We start from the raw sequence: 14738 nt of genomic DNA, 5'->3' as shown, positions 1-14738 counted from the left end.
CGAGAGAGGTGGTGGGCACGGCGCAAGGGCGCGCCTTTGCCCACCCTACGGAACCTCTCGAAATCTAGGCGTTGAACCAGCCCTTCGCATCGCCGGTGAAGGAGAAATACAGCCCCAATGCCGTCAGCACGCAGGAGACGATCTCGATGGCGCTGTCGAGCTCCAGGCCCCGCTCGCCGAGGATCTGAGCAAGCGAGATCGCCGACAGCACCAGCGCCGCCGCCAGCACCCAGCGCGGCCAGTTCTTGCGCCAGCGCGCAGCCAGCCAGACGAAATAGACCAGCAGCAGGATCATCCCGCCGGCGAGCAGCGTCGCCGTCATGATCATCTGCTCGGTCATCTCGATGGAGGGCGTGCGGTCCTGCACCGCCACCGACAGCGAGTCGAGCATCAGCGAGGCATAGAGCAGCGCTTCGAAACGCTGGACGTTGCGGGGCACGCTCATGAAATACCGATCTGTTCTTGCTTATTCTTTGGGGAATTCCAGGCCCATCTCGCGGTAGCGATCGGGGTCGTCACCCCAGTTCTCGCGCACCTTGACGAACAGGAACAGATGGACCGGCACATCCAGGATCTGCATCAGTTCCTTGCGCGAGTCCGCGCCGATCGACTTGATGGTGGCGCCGCCCTTGCCGAGCACGATCTTGCGCTGGCTTTCGCGTTCCACGAAGATCGTCTGCTCGATGCGCACCGACTTGTCCTTGCGCTCCTCCCATTTGTCGGTTTCGACCGTCGACTGGTAGGGCAATTCCTGGTGCAGCTTCTGATAGATCTTCTCGCGCGTGATCTCGGCCGCCAGTTGCCGCATCGGCGCGTCCGACATCTGGTCCTCGGGGTAAAGATACGGGCCCGGCGGCACCATCTCGGCAAGCGTGCTGCGGACGTCGTCGACGCCATCGCCCGAGATCGCCGCGATCATGAAGGTTCTGACAAACTTCATGCGCTCGTTGGCCGCCTGCGCCAGCGCCAGGAGCTTCTCGCGCTGGACCAGATCGACCTTGTTGATGACAAGGATCTTGTCGTGATTGACGCTGGCGGCCTTGGCGAGGATCGCCTCGGCCTCCTCGTCGATACCGGTCTTGGCATCGAGCAGCACGCAGACGAGGTCGGCATCATGGGCCCCGCTCCAGGCGGTCGACACCATGGCGCGGTCGAGCCGCCGCTTGGGCAGGAAGATGCCGGGCGTGTCGACCAGAATGATCTGTGCGTTGTTCTCGATCACGATGCCGCGGATCAGCGCGCGCGTGGTCTGGACCTTGCGCGAGACGATCGTGACCTTGGCCCCGACCAGCGCATTGACCAGCGTGGACTTGCCGACATTCGGCGCGCCGATCAACGCGACGAAGCCGCAGCGCGTCGCGGTGGGCGTCTCGCCGCTTGTTTCAGCCGTCATTGCCACCGCCAACGCCTTCACGTTCGATCATCACTGAAGCTGCTACTTTCTCCGCCGCGCGCTTGCTGCCGCCGATGCCTTCGGCCGGCGCCAGTCCCGGCAGGTCGACGGCGACGCGGAACTGCGGATCGTGATGCGGGCCGGTCCGCTCGACCTCGCGATAAACGGGCGTCGGCAATCCCTTGCCCTGCGCCCATTCCTGCAGCACGGTCTTGGGATCGCGCAACGGGCGCCGCGGCTTGTGCATGCGCTCGGTCCAGTTGCGCTTGACGAATTCGTCCGCCGCCGCATGGCCGCCGTCGAGGAAGATCGCGCCGATCACGGCCTCGCAGATGTCACCGAGGATGGATTTGCGCAGGCGGGCATCGGCGCTGGAGCCGACCGAGCCGAGCTTGATGTCGTCGAGCAGGCCGAGCGACTTGGCAACGTCGGCGCAGCTCTCCTTGCGCACGAGCTCGGCAAGCCGCTTGGACAACTCGCCTTCATCGGCATTCGGGAAGGCATGATAGAGCATGTCGGAGACGACGAGCCCGAGCACGTGGTCGCCGAGGAACTCCAGCCGCTGATAGCTGTCACCGCGCTTGCGCCCGGACTTCAGCGCCGAGACATGCGTGATTGCCTGCATCAAGAGGTTCGGATCAGCGAAGTGGTGGCCGACGCGGGCCTCGAGCGCCGCGTTAGCGTCGGCTGCCGCCTTGGCCTTGTCCTTGGCCTTGTTGCTCCGCGTCCGCTTCTTCTTCGCAGGCGCCTTGCCTTGAGGTCCCTTGCTTTCAGGCGCCTTGCTTTCAGGTGCCTTGCCCTCGGCAGTCTTGCTCGCAAGCGTCTTGGTTGCAGCTTCGCCGTCAGGGGCGGCTTGCGCCTCGATCGATTGGGTCGCGACGTCCTTGGCTTCGTCTTTCATCGGACGATTTTGAAGAAGCGATTCCAGCGCACCGACCACGGCCAGCGCCAGAACATCCAGGCATGCTCGCCCTCGCCGATCGAGAAGAAGATCATCTGGGCGCGGCCGATCAGGTTTTCCGCGGGCACATAGCCGACCTGGCCGAGGAAGCGGCTGTCGGTCGAGTTATCGCGGTTGTCGCCCATCATGAAGAAGTGGCCGGGCGGCACCGTATAGACGTTGGTGTTGTCCATGTAGCCGTTGTCGGCGCAGTCGAGCGTCTCGTAGGAGACGCCGTTCGGCAGCGTCTCCTTCCAGCGCTTCACCCGCGAGATGCCGCCGCCTTCGGAGCCGCACGGATCCTCGCCGACATATTCGCTCATGCGCTGGCGCTCGACCGGGGTGTCGTTGATGTAGAGCAGACCGTCCTTCATCTGGACGTGGTCCCCGGGCAGTCCGATTACGCGCTTGATGTAGTCGGTGCTGTCGTCCTTCGGCAGACGGAACACGACGATGTCACCACGGTTCGGATCCGAGCCCCAGATCCGTCCCGAGAACAGCGGCGGCGAGAACGGGATCGAATAGTGGCTGTAGCCGTAGGAATATTTCGAGACGAACAGATAGTCGCCGACCAGCAGCGTCGCCTTCATCGAGCCGGACGGAATGTTGAACGGCTGAAACAGGAAGGTGCGGATCACCAGCGCGATCAGGAGAGCATGGATCACGACCCGGACCGTTTCGCCGACGCCGCTCTCAGTTTTCGTTCCTGAAGTCACGCTCATTGCTCTCTCAATTCCGGCCGGCGATCACAGAACGCTCTCCCTCCGCGAACGGCCCACCCGGCGCGCGGCCCAAGGAGATTGTCCTGATTCTGATAGTGAGGGCCAATTCCGGCGTAAAGCCGAATTCACCCAGCCTGATTTGCGTCGGCAAACTTTAGACGGTTGTCGCAGGCCACGCAATCAAGGATCGCATCAAGAACTCGCAAGTAATTGACTTCTAACAAGAATTATAAATTTACCACTTGGCATTCAGGGCTTGGCCAGCGGCACGGCGGAAATGATCACGAACGCCTGCGCCAGCGGCCAGTCATCGGTGATCGACAGATCAATCTGGGCCTCGAACCCCTCCGGCGTCAGGGCCTGGAGGCGGGCCAGCGCTCCCCCGGTCAGCCGCATCGACGGCTTGCCCCCTGGCAGATTGATCACCCCCATGTCGCGCCACCAGACGCCCTGCCGGATGCCGGTGCCGAGCGCCTTGGAGCACGCCTCCTTGGCGGCAAAGCGCTTGGCATAGGTCGCCACCACCATCTTCTCGTTTTTGGCGCGCCGCTCCGCCTTGGCGCGTTCGGCGGCGGTGAAGATGCGGTCGAGGAAACGCTCGCCATGGCGCTCGATCACCTTGGCCACACGGGTGATGTCGATCAGGTCGGAGCCGATGCCGATGATCATGCACGGCTCCGGCCGCGATCCATCGCCGCCCGCATCCGGCGCACCGTCTCGGCAAGACCGACGAACAGCGCCTCGCCGATCATGTAGTAGCCGATGTTGAGCTCCATGATCTCGGGTAGCGCGGCAATCTTCTCCGCCGTCGCATAGTCAAGCCCGTGCCCGGCATGGACCTCGAGGCCCGCGTCCTTCGCCAGTTTCACACCCGCCACGATCCGCTGCCATTCCGCCTCGGCCCTGTCGGTGTGGCCGTCGGTGACGGCGTCGCACCAGGCCCCGGTGTGGATCTCGATCACGGGCGCGCGGAGGCGGGCCGCCATCGCGATCTGCGCGGGATCGGCGGCGATGAACAGCGAGACGCGAATGCCGGCATCGTTCAGCCGTGCAATATAGGGCGCGAGCGCATTATGCTGGCCGACCACATCTAACCCGCCTTCGGTGGTCACCTCCTGGCGCCGCTCCGGCACCAGGCACACCGCATGCGGCTTGGTGGCGAGCGAGATCCGCAGCATGTCGTCGGTCGCCGCCATCTCGAAATTCAGCGGCTTGGAGATCTCCGCCTTCAGCCGCGCCATGTCCTCGTCGCGGATGTGCCGGCGGTCCTCGCGCAAATGCGCAGTGATGCCGTCGGCGCCGGCCTCGATCGCCAGCAGCGCGGCGCGGACCGGATCCGGATGGCGGCCGCCGCGGGCGTTACGGACGGTCGCGACGTGGTCGATATTGACGCCGAGGCGGAGCGGAGATGCAGGCATTTCAGAACTCACGAAGTGACGTTTCCCAACTCGTCATGCGCGGGCTCGCCCCGCGCATCCATCTTCTTTGAAAAGATGGGTTGCCGGGTCAAGCCCGGCAACGACGTGCTTCATCCATTAACACGTTCGACTTTGGCGACGACCGCCTTGGCGCGCAGCTGGGCCAGGATCGCGCTCAGATGCTTGAGATCGTAGACTTCGAGATCGATCGTCGTCTCCGTGAAGTCGGGCGAGCGGCGCTGCATGCTGATATTGTCGATATTACCGTCATGCTCGGCGATCACGGTCGCGATCTGCGCCAGCGCGCCGGGCTCGTTGACGTTCTCGACCTTGATACGCGCCGGGAAGCGCTGCGGCGCGGAGTCCTCGATGTCCCAGCGGACGTCGAGCCAGCGCTCCGGCTCCTCCTCGAAATCCTTCAGCGCCGGCGACTGGATCGGATAGATCGTGATCCCCTCGCCCGGCGTGACGATGCCGACGATGCGGTCACCCGGGACGGCACCGCCGTTCGGCGCGAACTTCACCGGCAGGGCGGAATTGTTGCCGCCGATGGGAATCGCAACCGGGCTGCGCGACGGCTCCGGCGACTTCTCCTTGAGCTTGGCCGCGAGTGCACCCTTCTTGATGCCGTACCGCGCGACACGCTCTTCCTTGTAGTCAGGATACATCGCGCGGGCGACATGGGAGGCCTTGATCTCACCGCGCCCCACAGCCGCCATGACGTCCTCGATCGAGGTGCGCGCCAGCCGCGGCAATGCGCCCTTGAGCTTGTCGTCGGCATATTCGATCTTGGCGCGTTCGAACAGGCGCTCGACGATACGCCGGCCGAGGCCGACATATTGATCGCGCACGGCGGTCCGCGTGGCGCGGCGGATCGCGGCACGCGCCTTGCCGGTGACCGCGAGCGTCTCCCAGGCCGAGGGCGGCGCCGACTGCGCTTCCGAGGTCAGCACCTCGACCTCGTCGCCGTTCTGCAACTCCGAGGACAACGGCGCGAACTTGCCGTTGATCTTGCACCCCACAGCGCTGTTGCCGACGTCGGTATGCACGGCATAGGCGAAGTCGATCACATTGGCGTGGCGCGGCAGCGCGATCAGCTTGCCCTTCGGGGTGAAGCAGAACACCTGGTCGTGGAACAGTTCGAGCTTGGTGTGCTCGAGGAATTCTTCCGGGTTGGCGCTCTCCGAGAGAATGCCGATGGTATGGCGCAGCCAGGCGAACGCGTTGGACTCGCGCTTGAGGAATTCGGTCGGCGATCCCACGCCTTCCTTGTAGAACACATGCGCGGCGATGCCGCGCTCGGCGATCTGGTCCATCGCCTCGGTGCGGATCTGCAGCTCGACGCGCTGGTTGCCGGGTCCGATCACGGTGGTGTGGATCGAGCGGTAGTCGTTCTGCTTCGGCGTCGAGATGTAGTCCTTGAACCGCCCCGGCACGACCGGCCAGGTGGTGTGGACGATGCCGAGCGCGCGATAGCAGGCCTCGATGTCGTTGACGACGACACGGAAGCCGAAGATGTCGGACAGCTGCTCGAAGCCGACCGATTTGCGCTCCATCTTGGTCCAGATCGAAAACGGCTTCTTGCGGCGGCCATAGACCCGCGCCCCCAGGCCGCGATGACGCAGATTGTTGGAGAGCTGGTCCTCGATCTCGCCGATCAGATTGCGGTTACGCTCGGCGAGCGCATCGAGCCGCTGCATCACCACCGAATAGGCTTCGGGGTCGAGGGTGCGGAAGGACAGATCCTCCAGCTCCTCGCGCATCTCCTGCATGCCCATGCGCCCGGCCAGCGGCGCGTAGATGTCGAGCGTCTCCTCGGCGATGCGCCGGCGCGATTCCGTCGGCACGAAATCGAGCGTGCGCATGTTGTGCAGGCGGTCGGCGAGCTTGACCAGGAGCACGCGGACATCGTCGGCAATCGCCAGCAGCAGCTTGCGCAGGTTCTCGGCCTGCTTGGCCTCGCGCGAGACCAGCTCGAGCCGCTTCAGCTTGGTCAGGCCCTCGACCAGCGCGCCGATCTCGGGGCCGAAGATCTGGTCGATCTCGGCGCGCGTCGCCTCCGTGTCCTCGATCGTGTCGTGCAGCAGCGCGGCCACAATGGTGGCGTCGTCGAGCTTCAGATCAGTGAGAATCGCCGCCACTTCGAGCGGGTGCGAGAAATAGGGATCACCGGAGGCGCGGGTCTGCGACCCATGCGCCTTCATGGCGTAGACATAGGCGCGATTCAGCAGGTCTTCGTTGGTGTTCGGATTGTAGGACCGCACGCGCTCGACGAGGTCATATTGACGCATCATCCGCGCGCGCGGCTTCGCCAGCCGTGCCACTGGCGCAGTCGGGGCCACGGCAACCGATTCGGTTGCGGCCAGCATCTGCGTGGGTCTGCGGCGTCGATACACCATGCCGTCCTGCCTTCAAACGGACCAGGAAGCGGCCCGTTGTATACATCCTAAGCTCCGATCGCGGCTGCGGCCGATCAATTCACTGACAGCCGCGGCGCGAACGGGCAACGCTATGGTAACCACGAAAACGCCAACAAAAGCAAAGGCCCGAACGCGGGTTCGGGCCTTTGATAAGATCACAAGAAGTCGACGATCGCGAGTAAGACGATTACTCGTCCTCTTCAGGCTGCTCTTCGGGCGGCGCGAGGCCTTCGAGACCCTTCAGGAGCTCCTCTTCGGTCATGCGCTCCACGGCAACTTCGGTATCGTCCGCATCGACGCTTGCGCCGGCGGAGCCGATCAGCGGAACCGTGTCGGGCTCGGGCTCGTCGACCTCGACGAACTTCTGGAGGGAGTGCACCAGTTCCTCGCGGAGGTCCTCCGGCGAGATGGTCTGGTCGGCAATTTCGCGCAAAGATACAACAGGGTTCTTGTCGTTATCGCGGTCAACCGTTAGTTGTGAACCGGACGAAATCATGCGGGCGCGGTGGGCGGCCAGCAGGACCAGGTCAAACCGGTTGTCGACCTTGTCGATACAATCTTCTACGGTGACGCGAGCCATGGACTGTCGCTCCGTTGTGGGTGGGACGAAATATGTGGATGATCGGGGCTAGTTATAGCGGCCGGGCCGATTTCGCAAGGCCAAATTGTGATTTGGCCTCGCCAAACGGCTCTGCTACCCCCACATTGGGGCTGGGATGGGTGGATTCCCGGGCGGCCATGGAAATTGGCGGCGGGTGTAAGCAGGACCGCCATAACTATACCTTGATTGCCCCGACTTCTCCGGATTTGCGGTTTCGACGGGTTTCGGCAGCACTTTGAACTGCGCGGCACGCTGCCGCCGCGCCAACAATAAAACGATCAATCACGAACACACTACGCGAGCAAACTGAATGTCACCTTCCCCTACCAACAAGATCGCGCTCTTCATCGACGGGGCCAATCTTTACGCGACCGCGAAAACCCTCGGCTTCGACATCGATTACAAGCGCCTTCTGAAGGAATTTCAGAGCCGCGGGACGCTGCTGCGGGCGTTCTACTACACAGCAATCATCGAGGATCAGGAGTATTCCTCGATCCGCCCGCTGATCGACTGGCTGGATTACAACGGCTACACCGTCGTCACCAAGGCCACCAAGGAATTCATCGACGCCTCCGGCCGCCGCAAGGTCAAGGGCAACATGGACATCGAGCTCGCGGTCGATGCCATGGAGCTCGCCGAGCACATCGACCAGATGGTGCTGTTCTCCGGTGACGGCGACTTCCGCTCGCTGGTCGAGGCCGTGCAGCGCCGCGGTGTCAGGGTCACGGTGGTCTCCACCATCGCCAGCCAGCCGCCGATGATCGCCGACGAGCTGCGCCGGCAGGCCGACGTCTTCACCGACCTCGTCGAGTTGCAGTCCAAGCTTGGCCGCGACCCGTCCGAGCGCCCCGCCCCGCGCGACCGCGGCGAGCGTGGCGAGGGACGCCACCACGCCCCGCAATTCCTCCAGCGCGCAACCACGATGGCGCCGAGGGGCGATGACGACTTCGAGGAGTGAGGCGGCCCGGTCAAGCCTCAAGGCCCCGACTCTCATCCCCGACCGTGACTGTCCGCTCTGTCCGCGCCTGGTCGCCTTTCGCGAGGCGAACCGCGCGCGGGAGCCGCTTTGGCACAACGCGCCGGTCCCGCCTTTCGGCGACATTACGGCCCGTCTCCTGATCGTCGGTCTCGCGCCGGGGATGCAGGGCGCCAACCGCACCGGCCGGCCCTTCACCGGCGACTATGCCGGCGACCTGCTCTACGCCACGCTGCTGGAATATGGCTTCGCGAAGGGCCGCTATCAGGCCCGGCCCGACGACGGGCTGAAGCTGGTCGACTGTAGAATCGCCAATGCCGTGCATTGCGTTCCGCCGCAGAACAAGCCGCTGCCGGCCGAGATCAACACCTGCCGCCAGTTCCTCGTCGCGAATCTCGAAACCATGCCGAAGCTGCGCGCGATCATCGCGCTCGGGCGGATTGCGCACGACAGCGTGCTCAAGCCGCTGAAGCTGAAGGCATCCCAAGCTCCCTTCGGCCACGGCGCCGTGCACCAGGCCGGCCCGTTCAAGCTCTACGACAGCTACCACTGCTCCCGCTACAACACGAACACCGGCGTGCTGACGCCGGACATGTTCAGATCCGTATTCGCGAAGGTAAAGGCCGATCTCGACTAGGCTTTGGCAGGATTGGCCTTCAGCCAGTCCAGCACGTCGCCGGCGTTCCGGTCCGGCGGGAATACCGGATAGAACACGTGGGTGATCTTGGCGTCGTCAACGATCAGCGCAAGACGCTTGATCAGCGTGAGGCCCGCGACCTCCATGGTCGGCAGATTGAGCGCGCGCGTGAACGCCAGCTTCTCGTCCGAGAGCACGGGGAACGGCAAATGCAGGCGCGAGGCCATCTCGGTCTGGTAGGCGTTGCTCTGCGTCGAGAGGCCGAATACGTGGGCGGCGCCGGCAGCCTTCAACTCCGCGAACAGGTCGCGAAACGCGCAGGTTTGCGGCGTGCAGCCGCGCGCACCCGGGATCATGTCCCAATCGTCGACCAAAGAGATCTTGCCGGGCTCGCCGGTGCGGGGATAAGCGAACACCACGGTGCGACCCGGTAGCGCCGCCAGATTGACCGAGGTGTCATCGGTTGCGAGCAGGCTGATCGCGGGCACCATCAGCCCCTTCAGATGCGCGGCACCGCCATCGTCATCGGGAGCGGGAATCTGGCTCCAGTCGACCTCGAGCAAATTCTTCTGAGACATCTCGTCCTCTTGCCGTCCTCTCAGGCCCTATCCCCTCGCCCGCATCAGGCGGCCCTTCTCACGGCTCCAGTCGCGCTTCTTCTCGCTCTCGCGCTTGTCATGCAGCTTCTTGCCCTTGGCAACCGCGAGCTGCAGCTTGGCCCGACCGCGTTCGTTGAAATAGAGCTTGAGCGGGATCAGCGTCATGCCCTCGCGATCGACCGCGCCCATCAGCTTGTTGATCTGCCGGCGGTGCAGCAGCAGCTTTCGCGGCCGCTTGGGTTCGTGGTTGAAGCGATTGCCCTGGAGATATTCGGGAATCGTGGCGTTGATCAGCCAGATCTCGCCGTTCTTGGAATCGGCGTAGGACTCCGCGATCGTGCTCTTGCCGTTCCGGATCGACTTCACCTCGGTGCCGGTCAGCGCAATGCCGGCCTCGATCGTATCCTCGATGGCGTAGTTGAAGCGGGCCTTGCGATTTTCCGCCATGACCTTGATGGGACGTTCGTTCTTATCGGCCATAGCAGACAAACCTGATCGAGATACGCAGCGAAGCTAACAGATTGGATGAGACGCGCGCGTCACTTCTTGAGGAGATCGCGGATCTCGGTCAGCAGAACGACCTCCGCCGACGGCTTCGGCGGCTCCGCGGGCTTGGCCTCTTCCTTGCGCTTCAACGTATTCATGGCGCGGATCACCAGGAACAGCACGAAGGCGATGATGATGAAGTTGATCGTCAGCGTCAGGAAGTTTCCGTAAGCAAGCACGGCGCCTTGCTTTTTCGCATCCGCTAAGTTGGTGGCGGTCACCGCCTTCGACAAGGGGACGTAGTAGTTCGAAAAGTCGAGGCCGCCGGTCGCCGCGCCGATGACCGGCATGATGATGTCACCGACCAGCGAGGTGACGATGGCGCCGAACGCCGCGCCGATGATGACACCAACGGCGAGGTCGACGACGTTGCCTTTCATGGCGAACTCACGGAACTCCGTGAGCATCTTCCTGCCCCTCTCGTCGACGCTCATGAACGGCTCCCCGGCTGGAAAATCAGTTGATCAGCCCGGCGTGCACCATCGCGCTGCGCACGGCAGCGCGGGTCGGCTCGGACACCGAGACCATCGGCAGGCGCAGCGTCTCGTCGAACTTGCCGAGCAGCGACATCGCGTACTTGATCGGCGCCGGATTGCTCTCGATGAACAGGTTGTTGTGCAGCGGCATCAGCTTGTCATGGATCGCGAGCGCCGCCTTGGTGTCCCCCTTCGCCCACGCCGCGTGGAACTCGGCGCACAGGCGCGGTGCGACGTTCGACGTCACCGAGATGCAGCCGTGGCCGCCATGCGCCATGTAGCCGATGATGGTGGCATCCTCGCCGGAAAGCTGGTTGAAATCCTCGCCCATCGCGGCGCGCTGCTGCGACACGCGCACCATGCTGGCGGTCGCGTCCTTGACGCCGGCGATGTTCTTCAGCTCCCATAGCCGCTTCATGGTGTCGACCGACATGTCAATCACCGAACGCGGCGGGATGTTGTAGATGATGATCGGAATGCCGATCGCGTCGTTGATCGCCTTGAAGTGCTGGTACATGCCTTCCTGGGTCGGCTTGTTATAGTATGGCGTCACCACCAGCACGGCATTGGCGCCGGCCTTCTCGGCGTGCTGGGCGAGCTCAATGGCTTCCTTGGTCGAGTTCGAGCCCGCGCCGGCGATCACGGGCACCCGGCCCTTGGCCTCCTCGATGCACCATTCGACGACCTTTTTGTGCTCGTCATGGGAAAGCGTCGGGCTTTCGCCTGTCGTGCCGACCGGAACCAGGCCGTTGGTGCCTTCCGAAATCTGCCAGTTAACCAGGGAGCGGAACGCCGCCTCGTCCAGCGAGCCGTTTTTGAACGGCGTGACCAAGGCGGTGAACGACCCCCGGAATTTCGTCTTGGCTGCCATGGACTTCCTCCGTACGCGGCGAGTTTTAGAGCAAGCCCTTTCATATCGGGTCTCACCCGCTGGTAAAAGGGCCGCATCCGCGTGACGCACCCGTTTAAGCCGCGATTTTGCCGCGGTGGTGGTGCAAATCCGGCGACGGTAAGCGGCTGTTGGTATTTTGTCCGCATATTCAATCAAATACAGCCAGATCTTGTACACACAGGTCTTGAGCCAATTGACTGATTCGGGGCGACGAACCGCCGTGACCTCCTTATCCCGTTCCGCATGGCGATCTGCCGGTCTGGCGCTGTGCCTGATGGCCGGCCTGTCGGTCGGCTGCGTCGCTCTGGCCAAATCCAGCGAGACGACTGAGGACGGCACCAAGCAACCCGCCAAACAGGCGGCCAAGGGAACCGCAAAGCCAGCCGCCAAGCCGCCCGCGAAGGATACGGCGAAGGCGTCCGCCAAGGAGGCCTCGAAGGGCGCGGGCAAGGACAGCGCCAAGGATACGGCCAAGGATACAGCCAAGGGTGCAAGCAAGGGAACAACTCCGCCGACGGCGAAGGATGCCGCGAAGAAGCCTGCCGGCAAGGACGCCGCAAAGGACAAACCGAAACCCGCAGCTGCAGCCGCGGCACCAAAGTCACGACCAGCCGCTGGCGCGCCTCAGTCCGCGCCGGCGGTGACGGCCACCGTGAGACCGACTGCCCCTGCTCCAGCCTCCGCCAGATCCGTTGCAACGCCCGTGCTCGCGCCTGCGACCCGCCAGCACGCCGCGCCGCGCAAGCCGGTCACGCCGGCCGCCGTCGCTGCGACCTCATCGACGTCGCAAGCCGACAAGGACACGCTGGAGAACGTCATCGAGCTCGTGCGCAAGCGCAAGCCGGGCGATGCCACCAGTTACGCAGATTCGATTTCCGATCCCGTCGCGCGAAAACTCGCCGAATGGATCATCCTGCGCAGCGAAGACAATGGCGCGAGCGTCGAACGCTACCGCGCCTTCCTCTCCGCCAATCCGAGCTGGCCGTCGCAGACCTTCCTGCGCCGTCGCCTTGAAGCTGCGATGTGGGACGACCGGCGCGACGATTCCGTGGCGTGGTCGTGGTTCGAGAACGAATCCCCTGTCTCGGCCAAAGGCCGCTTCGTGCTCGCCAAGGCGATGCTGGCGCGCGGCGACCGCGCCAATGCCGAGCGGCTGGTGCGCGAGGCCTGGCGCAACGATCCGATGTCGGAGGACACCGAGAACAACGCGCTCGACCAGTTCGGCGCGCTGCTGACGCCCGGCGACCAGAAGGCGCGGATGGACACGCTGCTCTATGGCAGCGAGCACGAGGCGGCGATGCGCGCCGCAAGGCGTCTCGGCGCCGGCTATGTCGCGCTTGCGAAAGCCCGCATTGCCTCCTTCAAGAAAGCGCCGAACACGCGCGCATTGCTGGAAGAGGTGCCGCGCGAGCTGCACAGCGATCCCGGCTTCATCTTCAGCAAGATCCAGCTGCTGCGCCGGGAAGAGAAGTTTGCCGAGGCCGCCCAGCTGATGCTGGCGGCACCGAAGGATCCGAACCGGCTCTACAATCTCGACGAATGGTGGATCGAGCGGCGTCTCTTGGCGCGCAAGATGATCGACACCGAGGATTTTCGCAGCGCCTATCTGATCGCACGCGACGCGGCCCTGCCCTCGCGCGACATCTACAAGACCGAGCAGGAATTCACCGCCGGCTGGATCGCGCTGCGCTTCCTCAACGATCCCGCCGCAGCCACCCAGCACTTTGCCCGCATCGGCATCGGCAGCGTCAATCCGACCACGCTGGCACGCGCTGGTTATTGGCAGGGCCGCGCGGCCGAGGCTGCCGGCCGCCAGCAGGAGGCGCGCAACGCCTATGCCCGCGCCGCCGAACAGTCGACCAGCTATTACGGCCAGCTCGCGCGCGCAAAGCTCGGCCTGCCGCAGATCGAGCTGAACAGCCAGCCGCGCGGCCGCGGCGCGGAGCGGCTCGAGATCGTGCGCGCGGCGCAATTGCTCTATGAGCTCGACGAGCGCGAGATGGCGGTTCCCATGCTTGCCGATATGGGCGAGAACGGCGATCCCGAGGCGCTCGCCGGCCTCGGCGAGCTGACCCAGCGCTACAGCGATGCGCGCGGCATGCTGCTGGTCGGCAAGGCCGCGCTCAATCGCGGGCTACCGTTTGACTTCTACGCCTACCCCGTCAACGGCATTCCGCAGTTCACGCAGATCGGCCCCGAGGTCGAGCGCAGCATCGTCTATGCGATCGCGCGGCAGGAAAGCGCCTTCAATCCGGCCGTGGTCTCGCCGGCCCAGGCCTATGGCCTGATGCAGGTGACGCCGGATGCCGCGCGCTATGTCTGCAAGCGGCATGGCGCGACCTACGATCTGTCGCGGCTGAAGAACGATTCCTCCTACAACGCCACGCTTGGCGCGGCCGAGCTCGGCGGCCTGCTCGAGGATTATCGCGGCTCCTACGTCATGACCTTCGCCGCCTACAACGCCGGTCGGGGCAGCGTGAAGAAGTGGATCGACCGTTATGGCGATCCGCGCGACCCCAAGGTCGACGCGGTCGACTGGGTCGAACTGATCCCGTTCTCCGAAACGCGCAACTACGTGCAGCGGATCATGGAGAATCTTCAGGTCTACCGCGCCCGCTTCGGCGGCGGCACGCGGCTTCAGATCGAGGCCGATCTGCACCGCGGCGCCGGCAGCGTGGAGTAGCGGCCGCTCCATTTGCGGACGAGATTTGTGCGGGAACAGGTTCCGATCTCGGCCAGTGTTGCGCAAAGGGCACAAACAAATACCGAAGCGTTCTTATCGTGTTGTTTTGATTTAGCTTTCTGAACTGATGCCGACGCCCACCCGATCTCTCTTGGCAGCAGAAGCGGCCTTGGCAGCGCTTCAGATGGGTTGCTTGCAAAAATCGCTGGGAAAATTCGTGCCCAAACACGCGCTTCGAAATTGACCAGCCCAAGCAATTAGATGCATAAGGCTCGCACCGGAGAGGTGGCCGAGTGGCTGAAGGCAACGCTTTGCTAAAGCGTCATACGGTCTCAAGCTGTATCGAGGGTTCGAATCCCTCTCTCTCCGCCACCCAATTTAATGTCCGGCCCTGACACATGGGTAACAGATTGTACCTGAGACATGGGTGACAAC

General features: G+C 63.9%; 15 protein-coding genes and 1 tRNA gene. 4 read left to right on the top strand and 12 right to left on the bottom strand.

Features of this window, described 5'->3' with window-relative positions:
• Positions 1 to 64: 64 nt before the first annotated feature.
• From HYH07_RS26675 to rpoZ, 8 genes are all read right to left on the bottom strand, one after another.
• On the bottom strand, positions 65 to 445 hold the full coding sequence (locus HYH07_RS26675; protein WP_220005284.1) for a hypothetical protein: 381 nt from the start codon (positions 443 to 445) through the stop codon (positions 65 to 67).
• Positions 446 to 466: 21 nt separating this feature from the next.
• Positions 467 to 1393, bottom strand: coding sequence for a GTPase Era (gene era / locus HYH07_RS26670; RefSeq protein WP_220005283.1), 927 nt, complete (start codon positions 1391 to 1393; stop codon positions 467 to 469).
• Positions 1383 to 2294: a ribonuclease III gene (rnc, locus tag HYH07_RS26665; protein ID WP_220005282.1), complete on the bottom strand. Its 912-nt coding sequence runs from the start codon at positions 2292 to 2294 to the stop codon at positions 1383 to 1385. The genes era and rnc overlap by 11 nt, the downstream gene beginning before the upstream one ends.
• Positions 2291 to 3055, bottom strand: coding sequence for a signal peptidase I (lepB, locus tag HYH07_RS26660; protein ID WP_220005281.1), 765 nt, complete (start codon positions 3053 to 3055; stop codon positions 2291 to 2293). The genes rnc and lepB overlap by 4 nt, the downstream gene beginning before the upstream one ends.
• A 249-nt stretch (positions 3056 to 3304) precedes the next feature.
• A complete protein-coding gene (gene acpS / locus HYH07_RS26655; RefSeq protein WP_057756466.1) occupies positions 3305 to 3724 on the bottom strand; it encodes a holo-ACP synthase in 420 nt (139 codons plus the stop codon).
• Positions 3721 to 4473, bottom strand: a complete 753-nt coding sequence (locus HYH07_RS26650) for a pyridoxine 5'-phosphate synthase (protein WP_220005280.1) — start codon at positions 4471 to 4473, stop codon at positions 3721 to 3723. Before HYH07_RS26650 ends, acpS begins: the two co-directional genes overlap by 4 nt.
• Before the next feature lie 110 nt (positions 4474 to 4583).
• The gene (locus tag HYH07_RS26645) at positions 4584 to 6872 is read right to left on the bottom strand and encodes a bifunctional (p)ppGpp synthetase/guanosine-3',5'-bis(diphosphate) 3'-pyrophosphohydrolase (RefSeq protein ID WP_220005279.1); all 2289 of its coding nucleotides are present in this window, start codon (positions 6870 to 6872) and stop codon (positions 4584 to 4586) included.
• Positions 6873 to 7080: 208 nt separating this feature from the next.
• Complete coding sequence (gene rpoZ, locus HYH07_RS26640) at positions 7081 to 7473, bottom strand: DNA-directed RNA polymerase subunit omega (RefSeq protein ID WP_027522935.1); 393 nt, start codon at positions 7471 to 7473, stop codon at positions 7081 to 7083.
• Between the two features lie 331 nt (positions 7474 to 7804).
• Between rpoZ and HYH07_RS26635 the strand changes: the two genes are divergently transcribed.
• Together HYH07_RS26635 and HYH07_RS26630 are read left to right on the top strand one after the other, a co-directional pair.
• A complete protein-coding gene (locus HYH07_RS26635) occupies positions 7805 to 8452 on the top strand; it encodes an NYN domain-containing protein (protein ID WP_018644573.1) in 648 nt (215 codons plus the stop codon).
• Positions 8433 to 9107 carry a uracil-DNA glycosylase gene (locus HYH07_RS26630; protein WP_220005278.1) on the top strand — a complete coding sequence of 225 codons (675 nt, stop codon included), beginning with the start codon at positions 8433 to 8435 and terminating at the stop codon, positions 9105 to 9107. The genes HYH07_RS26635 and HYH07_RS26630 overlap by 20 nt, the downstream gene beginning before the upstream one ends.
• Here HYH07_RS26630 and HYH07_RS26625 read toward each other — a convergent pair.
• The 4 genes from HYH07_RS26625 to dapA are packed head-to-tail and all read right to left on the bottom strand — an operon-like array spanning position 9104 to position 11599.
• Positions 9104 to 9685, bottom strand: coding sequence for a peroxiredoxin (locus tag HYH07_RS26625; RefSeq protein ID WP_057756480.1), 582 nt, complete (start codon positions 9683 to 9685; stop codon positions 9104 to 9106). The two genes, HYH07_RS26630 and HYH07_RS26625, sit on opposite strands and share 4 nt — an antisense overlap.
• A gap of 27 nt (positions 9686 to 9712) precedes the next feature.
• Positions 9713 to 10186: an SsrA-binding protein SmpB gene (smpB, locus tag HYH07_RS26620; protein WP_024341117.1), complete on the bottom strand. Its 474-nt coding sequence runs from the start codon at positions 10184 to 10186 to the stop codon at positions 9713 to 9715.
• Positions 10187 to 10245: 59 nt separating this feature from the next.
• On the bottom strand, positions 10246 to 10686 hold the full coding sequence (gene mscL, locus HYH07_RS26615; RefSeq protein WP_283842857.1) for a large conductance mechanosensitive channel protein MscL: 441 nt from the start codon (positions 10684 to 10686) through the stop codon (positions 10246 to 10248).
• A 22-nt stretch (positions 10687 to 10708) separates the two neighbouring features.
• Positions 10709 to 11599, bottom strand: coding sequence for a 4-hydroxy-tetrahydrodipicolinate synthase (gene dapA, locus HYH07_RS26610; RefSeq protein ID WP_220005277.1), 891 nt, complete (start codon positions 11597 to 11599; stop codon positions 10709 to 10711).
• A gap of 295 nt (positions 11600 to 11894) precedes the next feature.
• Here dapA and HYH07_RS26605 point away from each other — a divergent pair, with 295 nt between their 5' ends.
• Both HYH07_RS26605 and HYH07_RS26600 read left to right on the top strand, forming a co-directional pair.
• Entirely contained in the window at positions 11895 to 14303 is a 2409-nt protein-coding gene (locus HYH07_RS26605; protein WP_220005359.1) for a lytic transglycosylase domain-containing protein, read from the top strand.
• Positions 14304 to 14582: 279 nt separating this feature from the next.
• Positions 14583 to 14675 (top strand) — tRNA-Ser (locus HYH07_RS26600).
• Positions 14676 to 14738 lie beyond the last annotated feature (63 nt).

Source organism: Bradyrhizobium sp. BR 10261 (genome assembly GCF_019455395.1).
GTDB lineage: Bacteria > Pseudomonadota > Alphaproteobacteria > Rhizobiales > Xanthobacteraceae > Bradyrhizobium > Bradyrhizobium manausense.
Note: the sequence above shows the minus strand (reverse complement) of the source record. Positions and strands in the feature narration are given on the sequence as shown.